7 protein-coding genes are annotated in these 16862 nt (G+C 67.5%); 4 read left to right on the plus strand and 3 right to left on the minus strand.

Features of this window, described 5'->3' with window-relative positions; genetic code table 11:
* Nucleotides 1–3: 3 nt before the first annotated feature.
* Genes OG858_RS17115 through OG858_RS17125 form a run of 3 tightly spaced genes read right to left on the minus strand, consistent with a single transcriptional unit; the run spans nucleotide 4 to nucleotide 4031 of the window.
* Complete coding sequence (locus OG858_RS17115) at nucleotides 4–882, minus strand: DUF6339 family protein (RefSeq protein WP_328544742.1); 879 nt, start codon at nucleotides 880–882, stop codon at nucleotides 4–6.
* Nucleotides 879–1874, minus strand: a complete 996-nt coding sequence (locus OG858_RS17120; protein WP_086749995.1) for a hypothetical protein — start codon at nucleotides 1872–1874, stop codon at nucleotides 879–881. Before OG858_RS17120 ends, OG858_RS17115 begins: the two co-directional genes overlap by 4 nt.
* A gap of 3 nt (nucleotides 1875–1877) precedes the next feature.
* Nucleotides 1878–4031, minus strand: a complete 2154-nt coding sequence (locus OG858_RS17125; protein WP_119580373.1) for a helix-turn-helix transcriptional regulator — start codon at nucleotides 4029–4031, stop codon at nucleotides 1878–1880.
* A 1030-nt stretch (nucleotides 4032–5061) separates the two neighbouring features.
* Between OG858_RS17125 and OG858_RS17130 the strand changes: the two genes are divergently transcribed.
* The 4 genes from OG858_RS17130 to drmB are packed head-to-tail and all read left to right on the plus strand — an operon-like array spanning nucleotide 5062 to nucleotide 16842.
* Nucleotides 5062–9825: a DEAD/DEAH box helicase gene (locus tag OG858_RS17130; protein WP_328544741.1), complete on the plus strand. Its 4764-nt coding sequence runs from the start codon at nucleotides 5062–5064 to the stop codon at nucleotides 9823–9825.
* On the plus strand, nucleotides 9822–11726 hold the full coding sequence (locus tag OG858_RS17135; protein ID WP_179201179.1) for a UvrD-helicase domain-containing protein: 1905 nt from the start codon (nucleotides 9822–9824) through the stop codon (nucleotides 11724–11726). Before OG858_RS17130 ends, OG858_RS17135 begins: the two co-directional genes overlap by 4 nt.
* Complete coding sequence (locus tag OG858_RS17140; RefSeq protein WP_086749990.1) at nucleotides 11723–14977, plus strand: helicase-related protein; 3255 nt, start codon at nucleotides 11723–11725, stop codon at nucleotides 14975–14977. Before OG858_RS17135 ends, OG858_RS17140 begins: the two co-directional genes overlap by 4 nt.
* On the plus strand, nucleotides 14974–16842 hold the full coding sequence (gene drmB / locus OG858_RS17145; protein WP_119580369.1) for a DUF1998 domain-containing protein: 1869 nt from the start codon (nucleotides 14974–14976) through the stop codon (nucleotides 16840–16842). Before OG858_RS17140 ends, drmB begins: the two co-directional genes overlap by 4 nt.
* Nucleotides 16843–16862: the final 20 nt, after the last annotated feature.

Raw genomic sequence — 16862 nt, forward strand, 5'->3', positions numbered from 1 at the left:
TGATCAATCTGCGTTCTTCCGTCCCCTGACCGGCGCGGTCTCGAACATTTCCGCAAAGTACTCGGTGAGCGCGGACACGGATTCCTCAGGCACCGGCTCCTCGTCGGGCCCCTCCGGGAGTTCGCGCCGACTCACCGGCTGCGCCGATCCCGCCTCCGCGATCCACCTTCGCAAACCGGCCGAGTTCCGAGGCTCGTCCGGCGCGAGCACGTCGTAGACAAGGGTTGCGCCGGCAGCATTGATCGCGGCGCTGAGGCCCTCGACCTCTCGCCCGGTGGTGACCAGCCCCCTCTTCAGTAGGCGGACCAAAGCCTGAGCGGTGGGACGGTGGTCGATCAGCTCCTTCCTCAGAACGCTGTGGATAAGGTCCTGGTTTCCGCAGGCTGTCACAACCGGCTCGTAGTCCGCCCCGTTCCTGAACAGCTCAGCCGCCCACCACAGGCGCGAGAGACACTGCCGGTCCGCAGGACCCCGGAAGCGCTCTGCGGCGACGCGCCTTCCCGGCTTGTTCGCCGTCGGCTCCGAAAGGTGGCGCCAGACCACGTAGTCGGGAGCCACCGCCAGAGCGATGTGGTTCCACAGACGTTTGTCCGCCGCCTCTCGCCGCGTCAGGCGCAGCGTGGCGTGGAGCCGTGGCGCGAGCCACGCGTCGGCTCGGGTCCGGTCCGCCCGGAACTCGAACATGGCGTCCTCCACCAGGCTCCGGATCGGCTCGACCGACCACCTGGCGTCGTCCTCGGACAGCGGGTCGACCACCTTGGCGAGATCTATGCCGCCATGCACATGTTCGCCCTTGAGCAGTTCCTCAGTGAGGAACGGGTCGACGGCCGAGGTGGAGAGCAGCCCCAAGCGCTCCGGTACGTGGTTCGGTGGGGTGATCACGTCTCACTCTCTCGGTTCATCTGTTCCAGACTGCGGATGGCGTAGGCGAGCGCCTTGGTGGCGTCCGCACGGCGGACCGCCGCGTAGTGGATGCGGGTTTGGAGTTCCACCCAGCCCGAATCTCCGGTACGGCGGCGATGAACCTGCCGTAGGGCCTCTTCGACCTGTACGCCGGGAAGCACGTCCGGGAGCATCTCCCGCAACACCTCGCCCTGCCAGTCGGTCGGGAAGACCGGGCTGCCGCCGGGTCCCACCTCCAGGTCACCGATCGCACCGTGGAACACCGCGGTCCAGACGTCGGTGGCCATCTGGGCGACCAGGAGGTCACGCACCTTGCTGTCCACGCCGGAGCCGCTGCTGTCCAACAACCCGATGACGCCCTCGACATCCGTGTTCACGAACACGGTGGGGACTCTCGCCGAGGCATCCACGACCCAGGGCACGTCCGCGTAGGCCTGCAGCCACGCCCGGGAACTCTTCTTGAACGAGGCTTTCTGAACGTCCAGTTGGAGCCCACGGACCGGCTCGTCGGAGACCGTGTCGACGATCCAGCTGCGATCGGTCTCCGCGATCGACCGTCCGTGTATTCCGTCCACGGTCCCGACGGCGTAGACGGCGAGGGAGGCCCTACCCAGGTGATCGTCACGGAGCACCTCCAGGGAGCCCGACCAGTCATGGCCGTCCTCCGCGTCACGTGTGAGGTCCACAGAGGTGCGGACATTGGTCTCGCCGTCTGTCAGAACGGCGAGGACTCGCAGGTCGGACCAGGCCACGTCCGGCGCGTTCGCCCCGGGCGGCAGCGTCGCCGAGAGGCCGATCGTGGCGCTCACCCAGTCGCTGCGACCCGCGATGCCGAGTGCGACCGCCTGCTGTTGGGTCGAGTATGCGGTGGTCTCCAGTTGGTCGCGCGTACCGTCCGAGAGTCTTAGGGAAACGGAGGTCGCTCTGAGAGTGACCGGACGGTTGAGTCGTTTGTACGGGTAGATCTTCACGCGTCACTCCCCCTTGCCGGCACGGAGTTCGAGCACGAGGCGGGTGAGTGTGGTCCTGACCGGGTGGCTGGTGACATCGGTGGATCCTCGGAACTTCGCGCGACGGGTGCCGGGCGGGAAACGCAGAATCCCGTCCTCCACCTCGCAGCCCTCGACGGCCACCAGCTCCGCCCAGTCCAGCTTCGGGCGGCCACCCGAGCGCACGTCGAGCTGGGCGACCGGCACCATCGGGACGATCTCGTCACCGCGCGGGATGCTCACCTCCCCGGTGATCCGCCATTCCCCGTCATCGCCAACCGTCGCATCGAGCACGTCCAGGACCGGAACCACCGGCCCGGAGGGCGCCTTAGCCTTGGGCCTCGTCTTCACGGTCAACGCCTTGCGCAGAGCCTCACCGCCTTCACCGCTGCCGCGCTTCGGCCGCGCGACGAGTTCTCTCACCGCGCTGTTGACCTCTGTGGTCAGCATGTTGATCCGTCGGTACGCGGAAGGCGACCACCGCAGGCTCAGCTCCTCGGTCTGCCCCCAGCGGTCGTGCTCGGGTGGTTCCGCCGCACGCAGGAATTCCTCGGCGTCCTTCGCGAAGGGGGCCGATTCGCCGGCGGCCTCGCCCACCAGGAGAACCGCCTGGAACGGATTCGTGCCGAGCGGCAGGTTCGGGACTCCGGCCGTCTTGACGGTCATGCGGTTGCCCCGTAGCGAATGCACCTGGTTCTTTACTCCACCCTCGCCTTCGGCGTCGGTGGTCAGGTCGGTGACCAACAGGACCGCTTGGTGTGTCCCGAGGGTCCCTCGGGCTCCTCCGGACAGCGGCAGCTTCAGCGGAACGCTTCGCGCCGCCACCTGGCCGGCCTCAAGAAGCCGATCCACGGTGGTGCCCTCGTAGTGCGCCCTCAGGGCACGGGTCCGAGCGGGCTGTTCGACGGATGGGTCGACCTGCTTCTCCGGTACAACCACTTTGCCGTTGCGAAGAGCCTGGACCGATACCTCCAGGAGGGGAAGCCTGGTACCACCACCGGTCATCGCAGCCCAGAAGTCACGCCCCAGTGCCTCGACCAGACGCTGGTGCATCCTGCTGATGTCCCGGGTGTCCTTGGTGCCCTCCTCGTCCAGGTTCTCGTCGTCGATGTCGGCCCTGCTCTCCTCCAGGCTGGCCACGTCGTGCGCGCCGACGATGAGGAACGAGGTCCCGGGTTCGTCGCCTTCCCTGGCAAGATGCAGACGCGCGACGGTCTCCTCGTCCGCCCACCAGGAACGGGCGACCCGCGCGCCGGGAGAGTCGGGATCGGGACGCCCGAACCAGGCGGGGCCCGCGTACGGCTTGCCGTCGACCTCGCGCCAGGGCAGTTCGAGACGTCCGATGACCCGTCGCTCCGTACGCCCCTCATGGGGTACGGACAGAGTCGAATTGATGAGCACGAGCCCCAAGGCGCTCGTGGCCCACAGGGTCGCCTTGCCCAAGCCGTACGAACCACCCGCTCCATGACCCGACTTGAGGCTCTCCAGTTGCCGCCTGACCACAGCGGCGAACTTGCCGTCCGCGTAGTCGTCGCCGATGAGTCCTGACGCGTTGTAGTCGTCGACCCTCAGCAGGACCAGGCGGCCCTTCTCGTACATGTCGCGCACTCCGGCGTCCACCACCCGGCCGACCTTCTGATTTCCCGCGCTCTCCGAGACGGCGGAGTAGTGGGGGAAGAGGTCGTTCCAGAGGATCGCCTCGCGGAAGGCGTCGAGCGCTTCTCCGGTCAACTCATGCAGGGTGTAGCGGACCCTGACAGGTCGGCCGCTTTCGATGCGGCGTTCGTCGAGGCTGTTCTGGCAGGTCTCCCGGGCGAGCACCTGGACGTCGGCGTCGAACGCGAAGGCCGCGGCGTTGCCCAGGTCACGGCCCCCGTCGGGATAGCCGGGACGGTGGTACCAGGTGGTCGGCAGACCGGCCTGGGTATCGGTGGTGCGGGTGTGCACCGTGCCAACGTCCGTGCCGAGCGCCTTGGCGATCTCCGTCATGACAGTCGGGCGGGGAGTCGACCGCCCGGTGATCCAGGCAGAGATGGCGGCCCGAGTCAGGTTGAGCTCCTGAGCCAGTTCGGCCTGCGTCTTCCCCGCGAGCTTAAGTTGACGAGCCAACCAGGGCCCGAACTCCTCACCTGTGTCCAACGTGCCACCTGTTCTTCCCCTCGGAGTCACGTGCGGCTCGCAGGCGACTGACCAGGAGGTTAATTTGACGCTGTGAGCACTGTCAACCAACAGTTGATCGAGCGCGAACCATCGACATCACCTAGGTGAGCAGGATCCGGATTGTCCGGTTTTGGAGGTTCATGGACAGAAATTCACACACAAGTGGACAACCCGGACCTTCACGCCCCCCGATCCGGCCAGCAGCGGACCTTGGCCGACCACCGACCCCCATCAAGTTCGAAAAGTCGACAATCACCCATCGGCGAAGGGGAGTTGGGGTGGACACCCGATCGGCATCTGATACTATTTTAGTGGTGGCAAAGTCTCGCCCCGCTCGCAAACTCGGCGCAAGTCGAGAAAATCGAGCGGCCTGTCACATCTATGTCCAAAATCAGCACCAAGGGGCGCTCGAGAGGTGTAGACCAATCTTGAGCAAGTGTCTTCTCGTCAGATCTGACATCTTGTCAGGTCGAATCTCGTCCTGCTACGGTGAATTTGTTCAGCAAAACGTTTTTCCGAGATTTCTACACCAACTTATCCGCAAGGGGTCAATTGCACCTTTACGCACCCCTGGACATGAATGCGACAGGGGTACCCGATATGGACGAATACTACAGCTACGGCCTGGATTCCGACCGTGAGCTGGATACGCTAATCCTGGACATGTTCCGTGGAGTCATCACTCCCAGGGAAGTAATGGAATTACTGAAGGGGCACCCGTGCGAAGGCGCATTCTTGGCACTGTATCCCGACCTGAAGGACTGTACGGAACCCCCCGACGACGACGCCTCCTCTTCGACCTGACCCCTTCATGTGCTCACTCCGTGCGCGCCGGAGACCCGTTCGAAACCTGCGCTCTTCCGCCTCTCACCTGCACAAACAGGCAGAAGCGGTGATTTTGTACACCCGTTGGCAACACTCGAACATCCGTGGGCCGGCTGCACGAAGTTGGCAGCCGGCCCATCCCAAAATTTTCCCGAAGCCCTTGAAACCTAGGAGTGCAGGACCAGTGTCGTCTTCGTTCTCTCCGGTAATTGAAACCGTCCTCGAGCAATCTTCCCGTGTCCTTAAAACCTATGCTGTAGATCCCGGCCTCGTCGCCGAGCACGCCAACGGAGAGCGTCGCATCACCCAGGGCGGATACGGTGATCGCCAACTCTTCGAACTCGTCCAGAACGCGGCCGACGAAATCGCCGCCGAACCCGGCGGAAGGGTCCACGTCGTCCTCACGGGAACCCATCTGTACTGCGCAAACGAAGGAAGCCCCGTCACTCCTGAGGGTGCGGAGACCATTCTTCGAATGAGCATGTCGAAAAAGCGTGGGGGGCAGATCGGAAGGTTCGGCGTGGGCGTGAAATCCGTCCTCGTGGTGACCGACGCGCCAGAATTCTTCAGCAGCACCGGAAGTTTCGGATTCGACCGCGCCTGGTCGTACGAGCAAATCAAGAACGTGCCCGGCGTGACCGCTCGCTACGGCCCGGAATTCGACGCCCCCGTGCTGCGGATGGCCCGTCCTCTGGACGTGCAGGCCGAGCGCGCCGCCGACCCCGTCCTGCACGAGCTGCTGACCTGGGCGACCACCGTCGTACGCCTGCCCCTGCTGAAGAAGGCGGACCGCCGGCTCAGCTTGGACATGCACGGCGGACGTGCCAAGGAGCACGGCGAGTCCCGCGACGAGTTCCCCGTGGGCTTCCAGCTCTTCTCACCGCACGTGGCGAAGGTCGTCCTCGAAGATCGTCGTCACCTTCCTCCGGCTCGCCGGATCCTGACCACGAGGCAGACCGGCGACCTGCACACCGTGACGGAGGAAAGGACCGGGAAGGCCAACACCATCCGCTGGCGGGTGTTCACCGGCACCCATACACCCAGTCCGGCGGCCCAGGCGGACGCGGGTGAACTCCACGACCGTCTCTCGCTCGACCTCTCCTGGGGTGTCCCCGCTCTGCGGAAGGACCCGGAGACCGGGCTGTACGTCAACTCGCAGATTCGTGGCCGCGGCAGGTTCTGGTCCTTCTTCCCGACCAAGTACGAGATGTCATTGAGCGGCATCCTCAACGGAGCGTGGAAGACCAACGAGGACCGGCAGAACCTGCTCGACTCCTCACCCTTCAACCAGGAGATGATCAGGGTATCGGCGGCGTTGGTCGTCGACTCACTTCCCGCACTTTCTCCCGCCGAGGACCCTGGTGCCTACCTCCCCCTGCTCCCCGGACGAGTCAAGGAGGCGATCAGCTGGGCGGACGAGTTCTTGACCCGGGAGATCTGGGCTCGCGCCGCGACTCATCCGTCGCTGCCCGACCAGGACGGTGTGCTGCGCGCCCCTGCCGAACTGCGCGTCCACCCCCGGTTCGACAAGAAGGACCTGAAGAGGTTGGCCGGTTGGCTGCGGATGTGGCACGAGTGCCCCGGTCGCCCCTCGAACTGGCTGCACCCGAGCGTCGAAACCGACTCCCTGCGTTCCGGAAAGGTCGAGCACATCCTCGACGCTGCCAGGCACGAGCGAGCGGATGTCCGTGCATGGCTGGAAGCTTTGGTCGAGAGCGGCAGCGCCGAGGCCTCGGCCGTGGCGATCCGGATCCTCGCCAACATGATCGAGGTTGGTTCACCGTACGCGGAGGAGGCCCGCAGGGCGCACATCGTGCTCACCGAGGAACACGGGCTGGTCCCGTCGGTACGCGGTCAGGTGTTTCGCCGTGCGGAAGAAGGTGGGCTGCGCGAGTCCACGGTGTATGTGGTCGACGCACTCGCTCAGGACCCGTCGTTGGCCCATGCCCTCGACGTTCTCGGAATCCGCGAGGCCGACGTCGAAGGGCGCTTCGTCAGCGTCCTCGACCAGGGCTTCGACGGCTACGGGGAAGCTGAGTGGCAGCGATTCTGGGAGCTGTTCCGTCGGGCCGGAATCCGGCAGTTGGCGCTCAAGGTCCTGGAGCGGGTCGCCACGCCCGGCTCGACGCTGCGCGTGCGGACCGCCGACGGAAGGTTCCGCCCCATGGAGAACTGCATGCTTCCGGGCACGGTGGTCGACGCGCGACGTGACCCGACCGTTGCCGTCGACATGGCGTTCCACTCCGACGATGTCTCCTTCTTCGCCCAGGTAGGACTGCGGGAACGGCCCACCTCGGGAGTACGGCCGACGGAGGACGAGGCCTGGTTCGAGGAGTATCGGGAAGCTGTCCACTCCGCCTACTTGCGCGGCCTGGACAGCCACGCACCTCGCCCTTCGCTGAGCCGGATGAAGGTCGAGGGAGCCGCCATCGGGGGCCCGCTCCACCTGTTCCGCGCACTCTCCGACGAGTCCCGTGCCGCCTTCCTGAAAGCACTTCCCGACGATGCCGTGGTCGACAACTGGACGCGTCAGATCGGCGCGCAGAGCAGCACCCGACAGGCTGTGATCTCACCGATCCGCTGGATGTTGCGTAAGTACGGCACGGTCGCCACCTCCCAGGGAATCAAACCGCTGAAGGAAGCCGTCGGACCCCAGCTCGCTGCCTATCGCGACGTACTGCCGGTCGCCGACCTGTCGGCCGAGAAGGCCCGCAAGCTGCGGCTTCCGACCACGGTCGACGATGTTCCCGCAGACCGCTGGGAGGCGCTCCTCGACGAGGTGTCCCGTAGCGAGGACGACTCCTTCGTCGGCGCGACCTACGTGATGCTGACCCGGTTCGGCGCGGACTTCCCCGAGGACTCCCTCACCCGCTGCCGGATCGGCGACACCTGGGGAACCCGTCCCGACGACGAGATCACGCTCGCCGTCGGGACCGCCGAGTATCGGGCGCTCCGCGCCGAGCAGCTCCCGGCGCTGCTCGTGCCGACCGTCGGGGACGCCGAGCTGATGGTCGAGAAGTGGGGCATGCTCCGCTTCGCGGACGTGATCAGCCGGGAGACCCGTGAGGTGGTCGAGGGCGATCCGGTGCCGCTGGTCGAGCTGTATCCCGGCCTGCGCCGACACCTCAACAGCTCCAACCGGAACAGCCTGGTGCAGAGGTGCACCGAGCTGGAGGAGGTCACCCGCACGCCCAACGGCACACAGGCCTCTCCGCTGGACGCCGTCCGCCAGGACGGGACCGTCAAGGTTCGTGTCCCGCTGGATCCCGAGCCGATGCTCCGCCTGATCGACCGCGAACTCGGGTTGGGCCTCGGCGCGTCCGGCTGCCGGGCCGTGCTCGAACACCAGGACCGGATGGCCCGGGACAGTGCGATGCAGGCGGCCCGGAAAGCCGTACGCGAGACGGAGGACGTGGTCACCAAGATCGAACTGCTGGTCGGCGCGGAAGCGCTCCGGGTCGGTCTCCCCGAAGGGTTGATGGAAGCGGAACTACTGGCGGCCGACGGCGTCCAGCCATCGGGGCGGCGGATCGCGCAGATGGCTTTCAACGCCCATGGCGACGGTGTTCTCCATCAGCACGCTCGTGACATCCAGGCACGATTCCCTGAGGCCCCGGTGTCCTACAGCGGATCCTCGTCCGCCATCGCCTTTGTGTCGGACCTGAAACTCCCGGTGTCCTTCGCGGGCTCGCGGACCCCGACCCCGCCACCGTTCGAGACCATCGAGGGCCCTCGGGACTTCCCGAGCCTCCACGAGTATCAGGAGGACCTGGTCCGCAACATCACCACGATGCTCGACCGCCTCGCTCCCCAGCGCGGCATGTTGTCGCTGCCGACCGGCGCGGGCAAGACCCGGGTCACCGCCGAAGCTGTGATCCGCTGGGTCAAGCGTGTCGGCGACTTGAACGGACCGCTGCTGTGGATCGCGCAGACCGAGGAACTGTGCGAACAGGCCGTGCAGAGCTGGAAGTTCGTCTGGAGCAAAGTGGGTGCAGAGCGCCCGCTGACCATCAGTCGGCTCTGGAGCGGCAACGAGGTCGGGAACGTCGTCGACCACCCCCACCTGGTGGTCGCCACCGACGCCAAGTTGGAGCGCTGCCTGGACACAGAGCAGTACGTGTGGCTGCGTCAGGCCGCGCTGGTGATCGTGGACGAGGCTCATACCGCCATCTCCAAGCGGTACACCGAGATCCTGAGCCGGTTGGGACTCACCCAGTACGAGACCGGTCGGCACCTGCTCGGCTTGACTGCCACGCCCTTCCGCAACACCAACGAGGAGGAGACCCGCCGTCTGGTGGGGCGCTTCGGGAACCGGCGGCTCGACGAGGGTGTCTTCCCGTCCGGTGATCCGTACCGGGATCTCCAGGAGTGGGGGATGCTCGCGCAGGTGGAGCACCGCACCCTGGAAGGGGGGCGGATCGAACTGACCCGTGACGAGAAGGTTCAGGCCGAGCGGATGTCGATGCTTTCCCGTGCCGCCGAACAGCGGCTCGCCGACGACCACGCGCGCAGCAGGCGCATCGTCGACTCGGTGGCCAAGCTGCCCGACGACTGGCCGACGCTGCTCTTCGCCACCTCCGTCGACCATGCCAAGTACCTGGCGGCAATGCTCAACGACCGGGGGATCCGGTCGGCCTCCGTGGACGCGACGACCAGCGCGCAGGACCGCCGTACGCGCATCGAGAAGTTCCGCGACGGACGTATCCGGGTGCTCACCAACTACGGCGTGCTCGCCCAGGGATTCGACGCTCCGGCCACCCGTGCCGTGGTCGTGGCCCGGCCCGTCTACAGCACCAACGTCTACCAGCAGATGATCGGTCGTGGTCTGCGCGGTCCGCTCAATGGCGGCGAGCCCACCTGCCTGATCCTCAACGTCAGCGACAACATCGCGAACTTCGACACCCGACTCGCCTTCACCCAGTTCGAACATCTCTGGAGCAGAAAGTGACCGACGCCTACCTCGACAGCCCGCCGCTCACCGATGAGCAGCGGGCCGTGGTCGAGCAGCCCTGGAACGCGCGTGTTCTGGTCACCGCAGGCGCCGGGGCGGGAAAGACCCACACGTTGGTGCGCCGGCTCGACGCGCTGTGTGGCCACGACGACCCTGACGAGGCGTTGGAGGCGGCCGAGATCCTGGTACTCACCTTCTCCCGGGCCGCCGCCCGCGAGTTGCGGGAGCGCATCGCCCGGCACGGGGAGCGGGCTCGCCGGGTGCGCACCCAAACCTTCGACGCCTGGGCGTACGGGGTGCTCCTTCAGGCGCACCCGGACGGCGAGTGGGGTGCCGTCGGCTTCGACGAGCGGATCGGCGCCGCGACCCGGGCGGTCGAGGAGGGGACGCTGGAAGTCGGTGATGCCGTCCCGCCCGCCCATGTCGTGATCGACGAAGTACAGGACCTCGTGGGCGGGCGTCGAGAGCTGGTGGAGACGCTGCTCGACCGGTACCAGGACAGCTGTGGCTTCACCGTCGTCGGCGACGCCGCCCAGTCCGTCTACGGCTTCCAGATCGAGGACCTGGCCGAACGCGCCGACGAGACCGGGCGGTTCTTCGACTGGCTGCGCGGCTCGTACCCCGACGAACTCGTGGAACTGAGTCTCACTCACAACTTCCGAGCCGTTACCCCCGAGGCTCGGATCGCCTTGGCTCACGGTCCCCGGCTCCAGCAGGTGACGGATGCGGACGAAGCGGCGACGCGCTACGACGAGCTGCGCGAACTGCTCCTGGATCCGGCGAACAACCTGGGCGACCTCAGTGATCCCTTCGCCTTGGACGGGTTGCGGACCTTCCCCGACACCTGCGCGATCCTCACCCGCGACAACCGACAGGCCCTGGTGGTCTCCGACCTGCTCCACGGGCATGACGTCGAGCACCGACTGCGGCGCCCCCTCGAAGAACGGCCGGTGCCGTACTGGGTGGCCGAGTTGTTGCGCCGCACCGAGGCGACCGGCCTCACCGAGGACCGGTTCCACTCGCTGCTCGCGGAGATCCCGCTGCCGTACGAGCCGAACGTGACCGTCCTGTGGCCGGTGCTGCTGCGGGCCGCGCGCTCGGCCGGCCGCGGTGTGCTCGATCTGGAGCGGCTGCGCCGCTCGGTCGCCGACGGCAGGTTCCCCGACGAGGCGGCCGACCCGGAGGCCGCGCGCATCGTCGTCTCCACCGTGCATCGGGCCAAGGGCCTGGAGTTCGACCGGGTGATCGTCCTGACCCCGCCGACCGTCGCCGAACTGCGCAAGCAGTACAAGGACGACTTGGACCTCCCCGCCGAGGCCCGAGCCCTGTACGTGGCGATGACTCGCGCCCGCGAGGACCTGTACCACGCGCAGCCGCCCGAGTTGCCGATCCTCAAGAGAGCGGGCGGCCGGAAGAACGGCCGCCGCTACGTCGGCGGATGGCGGTCGTACGACAGATACGGCGTCGTCGCCGAGGCGGGGGACGTCTGCCGGGACAACCCGCCCGGCCACGGGACCGACGCCGTGGCGACCCAGGCGTACCTCTTGGCGCAGGTAGGCCCCGGACAGGAAGTCGTGCTGCGCAGGCGCCACGATCTACCGATGGGTGAGTACCAGAGCCCGCCCTACGCTCTGGTGCACGACGGCAGGGAGATCGGTGAGGCGTCGGAGCGGTTCCGGGAGGAGCTGTTCCAGGTGCAGAAGGTGAACAGGACATGGGCCCCCTGGTGGCCCGACGAGATCCACGGCACCCGGATCGACACCCTGGAGACGGTGACCGGCAGCGCCGCCGCCGGCGCCAACGCCGGTCTCGGTGACCGAGGGGCGTGGATCGTCCCCCGGATCACCGGCATCGGAAGGTATCGACGGGCCGACAAGGACGAGGAGCAGCGCGCATGACGCAGGTGGCAGGTCGGCACTCCGAGCACTATCGGATCCGGGACGAGGAACTGCTGGTGGGGCTCCGCCGCGAGCTTCTCGGTCCCGCTTCGGACGCCGAGCCGGAGGACCGGGGCGAGGTCCTCACCGAGGACGCACCGATCGACCGCTATCTGACCGGCGTCCTCTACCCGCGAGCGGCCGACCCGACCGCGGAGCAGCGGATCCGTGAGGACGAGGCCGAGCACGAAGGCCTGGACGTCGCCCCGCTGCGCACGGGTGAGAGCGTCGAGGAGTCCGGCACCGCGCAGGAGGTGGGCGCTGCGGGCTCCCGCCGCCCCTCGTCCATGGGCCTCACCTTCGCGGTCGACCCTGCCATAAGCGACTCGATCGTGGTCTCGGCGCGCGCGGCCGTCTACGAGCCCACCGACCCGGAGGGCAAACCGATCCCGGCCCGCCGTGCCGAGGCTCGCACCACCTCCGAGCAGCGGGAGCGGTGGCGACGCAAGGAACTCGTCCTTCCGGACTCCACGGTCGACGTGACAACACCCGCCCCCGACAAGAAGTTCGACCTCGGTGCGGGGGCCCTACTGCGCGTCAACGTCCGACGCCCTCACCCGACCACCGGTACGGTCACGATCACGGTCACACTCGTCAACACCCACCAGGTCGGCGAGCGCGAGCTCCAGGACGCGTTCTGCCTGTTCCAGTGCGGCCTCACCGTCCGCGCGGCCGACGGCTCCACCGCCTTCGTTGAGCGCCCCGCCCCGGCTTCCTCCCATGACGACGATGTCGCCTCCAGCAGGCTGCTGCACCGCCACGCCCCGACCTTCGCCGTCGGCCACGGCTGCGCCTCAGAATGGGACTGGACCCCGCCGCCGATCGGCATGACCGACACCCGAAAGGCCGCCGTCGCCGAGGTGCGGAGCGAGTTCGTGCCTTCCGTGGAGGTGCTGCTCACCGACTCCAATCCGGAGATCGACAGTTCGGCGCTGTCCATGCTGGGGCTGGCGGAGAAGTCCGACATCGAGGTCCTAGCCGCTCTGGAGGATCTCGCCACGGGATACGAGCACTGGATCGACCGCAAGGCAGCCGAGGCGGAGGCCTTGGCGGGCGACATCCATGAGGAGGCCGCGCGGAACCAGGTGAACGCCTGTCATGAGGCGCTCGGCCGTATCCGTCAGGGCATCGAGTTGCTACGGACCAAGCCCGACCTGATGAGGGCGTTCCGACTCGCCAACCGCGCCATGGCCGAACAGCGCGCCCGCAGCGCCTGGGTGAAGGGCGGACGCGTCGGCGCCCCCGACCCGACCGGTGGTCGCTGGCGCCCCTTCCAGATCGCGTTCATGCTGCTCTGCCTGGCAGGCATCGACGACCCCAACCACCGCGACCGAAAGATCTCCGATCTGCTGTGGTTCCCGACTGGTGGTGGCAAGACCGAGGCCTACCTCGGACTCATCGCCCTCACGTCCTTCCTGCGTCGCATCCGCAAGGGCGCGGACGGAGGTGGTGTCACCGTCCTCATGCGCTACACCTTGCGGCTGCTCACCCTCCAGCAGTTCGAGCGCGCGGCGATCCTGCTCTGCGCCATGGAGCACATGCGGCGCCATACGCCCGAGTTGGGACGCGAGGAGTTCTCCATCGGCATGTGGGTGGGGCGCTCGGCCACACCCAACACGCTGGCCGTGGCCGGCCAGAAGCTCGACGAGCTACGCAAGAGCCTCGACAAGCGCCTCGCCACCGAGAACCCCGTCCAGTTGCACGCCTGCCCCTGGTGCGGGACCCGCCTAGACGCCCGCAACTACGAGGCTGACGAGGACGCCAGGCGGATGCACGTCCGCTGCCCCGGCACGGACTGCGAGTTCGCCGACGGCCTGCCCGTCCATCTGATCGACGAGGCGGTGTACGACGCTCGGCCCACGTTGGTGATCGCCACCGTCGACAAGTTCGCGTCGATGCCGTGGCGCCCGGCGACCTCGGCGCTCTTCAACCTCGACGACCTGGAGGGTGACACTCCTCCCCCGGAGCTGATCATTCAGGACGAACTCCACCTGATCTCCGGTCCGTTGGGCACTCTGACCGGCCTCTACGAGACCGCCGTGGACGCGCTCGCAGACCGCCCCAAGGTGATCTCCTCCACAGCGACCATCCGTCGCGCCGCCGACCAGGGTCGCCACCTCTTCGCACGCGGCGTTCGCCAGTTCCCGCCCGCAGGCCTGGACGCCCGAGACTCGTGGTTCGCCGTGGAGACCCCACGCGAAGAGAAGGCGAGCCGGCGCTACGTCGGCCTCCTGGCGCCCGGCACCAGCCAGTCCACCCTGCTGATCCGCACGTACGCCACCCTGCTGCACCGGGCCAAGCACGCGGAGACCGCCGACGAGGTGCGCGACGCGTACTGGAGTCTCGTTGGCTACTTCAACAGCCTCCGGCTGCTCTCCGCGGCCGAACTCCAGGTCCACGATGACGTGGTGGCCTATCTGGAGCTGCTCGCCGAGCGTGAAGGGGTGGCGGTCCGCCCGATCGCCAACTACTCGGAACTGACCAGCCGGGTCGACGCCAGCGAGATTCCGACCCGCCTCAAGGGCATCGAGAAGAGCTTTCCCGACGACGACGCGGTGGATGTCCTCCTGGCCACGAACATGATCGCGGTGGGTGTGGACGTGGACCGCCTCGGTCTCATGGCCGTCATGGGCCAGCCGCAGACGACCGCCGAGTACATCCAGGCGACGAGCCGTGTCGGCCGCGCGCACCCCGGCCTGGTCACGGTCATGCTCAACTCGACCCGGTCTCGGGACCGCTCCCACTACGAGAGCTTCCAGCACTTCCACTCGGCCCTCTACCGTGAGGTCGAGTCCACCTCCGTGACACCGTTCTCCGCCCGCGCCCGCGAACGGGGCCTGCACGCGGTGATCGTCGCTCTTGCCCGCATCCTGATCCCGGCCGCGCGCCCCAACGAGGGCGCGGGCAAGGTCGAGTCCTACGAACACGTTCTCCGGGGCCACATCAGGTCCGTGCTCCTGGAGCGCGTGGAAGCGGTCTCCCCGGAGGAGGTCGAGGCCGCGTCCCACGCCTTCGACGAGTTCGTCGAGTGGTGGTGCGAGGAGGCCGACATCGACGGCGGCCTGCTCTTCGAACCTCGCAGGGGCAGCCGGGCACCTTCGCTTCTGAAGGCGTACGACGACGAGTCCGAGGACGCCGGGGCGCGGGCCACGCTGTGGAGCCTGCGAGACGTCGACGCCGAGTCCGCTCTGTTCATGGAGGCAACCCGATGACCCCACCCCCCGCCCGCCGCCGCCGGACCGGCGCGAAGGGTTCCACGCCCACCCACAACTTTCCGCGACGCGGTGCGGTCCGTCGCGCCCAGGCGATCACCACGTACGGCATCGGATCACTCATCGCCGTCGACGCCGAGTCCTTCGTCGTCTCCGGCCTGGACGAGGCCGACGAGAGCTGGAGCGTCCACGAGTCCCCGCGGATCCACGAACGGCGCCTGGCCCGCCTGCTCGAAGTCGACTACTTCCGACTGCCGCCCGCGTCCGACGACACCAGCAGGGACGGCCTCAGGGTCCGACGCTTCCCCTTGATGCACTCCTGTCCCGTGTGCAAGGATCTACAGCGACACCGCGACTTCAATCCACCGGCCGGGCGAAGCGTCTGCGGCACGTGTGAGGTCGATCTCGTCCCCTCCCGCTTCGTCGTCGCCTGCGAGGCCGGACACCTCGGCGAGTTCCCGTACTGGCAGTGGGTGCACCGTTCCTCCGAGCGCGGTGCCGCGACAGCCGGACAGTGCGGGGGAACTCTCAAGCAGCGCACGTCCGGGCGTACGTCCTCGCTCCGCTCGATCCTCGTCTCCTGCACCTGTGGAAAGGCTCCCGAAGTCTCGATGGAGGGCTCGTTCCGCAGGAACGCGCTCAAGGACCTGGGCCTCAAGTGTCGTGGCACCCGCCCGTGGCTCGGCACGTCCGCCCCTGCCCAGGAGTGCGGGCTCCCTCTGCGCACGCTTCAGCGTGGTTCCTCGGCGGTGTGGCAGCCGGTGCTGAAGTCGGCGCTCTCGATCCCGCCGTGGAGCAACGGTCGCGCGGATCCGCTCGCCGAACACTGGGACGCGCTTCGCAAGCGTGAAGACGACCGCGCGCGCGTCGAGGACTATCTCGACGGCGCTTTCAAAGGAAAGTGTCCTGTTCCCCTGGACGAGGTGATGGCGCTGCTCGACGCGGAGCGCGAGGAGGACCCCGACGGCGAAGGGGGTCCCACCTTCGACCACCATTACCGCGCCCTGCGCAACAAGGAGTACGAGCGTCTCCACTCGGGCAACGACGAGAGCGAACACTCCCACGAGGAGCAGTTCGTCTGCGAGACCCCGCTGGGAGACCAGAGCGTACTCGGCCCAGTCGGCGTCACCGGGCCGATGCTGGTCAAGAAGCTCCGCGAGGTACGCGCTCTGAAAGCGTTCACCCGTCTCGCCGACCCCGACTCGACGACCGAAGCGAAAGAGATGCCGCTCTCCGACTCCCCCTTGCGCTGGCTCCCGGCCATGGAGGTGCGTGGCGAGGGGGTCTTCCTGCGCCTGGACGAGGATCGACTGGGCACATGGGAGAAGGCCACGGCGGTGGCTGCACGGGTCGAGCGGATGCGCACCGCTCACCAGCGGGTGCTGGAGCAGCGGGCTGGAGACCCGAACAGTGTCGTCCCTTCCCCTGCCACGCCTCGCATGGTGCTGTTGCACACCCTGGCCCACGTCCTCATCAACGAGTGGAGCCTGGACGCGGGCTATCCGGCCGCCTCCCTGCGCGAGCGTCTGTACGCCGCCGACGACATGGCGGGAGTGCTCATCTACACCGCGACCAGCGACTCGGCGGGCAGCCTCGGCGGACTCGTCGCCCAAGGCGAGCCGGAGCGTCTCGACCAGGCGATCCGTTCAGCCGTCCACCGCGCCGAGTGGTGCTCCTCCGACCCGCTCTGCGTCGAGTCCGAGGCGTCCGGCACGGGCGGCACCAATCTCGCCGCGTGCCACGCCTGCGTGATGCTCCCCGAGACGAGTTGCGAGCAGAACAACATCCTGCTCGACCGCGCGCTGCTCGTCGGCACACCGGAGGGCCCGAGTCTGGGCTTCTTCGCCCATCTGTTGGACCGGTAGCAGGCGCTGTCCGAGCGGGA

Source organism: Streptomyces europaeiscabiei, assembly GCF_036346855.1.
GTDB lineage: Bacteria > Actinomycetota > Actinomycetes > Streptomycetales > Streptomycetaceae > Streptomyces > Streptomyces europaeiscabiei.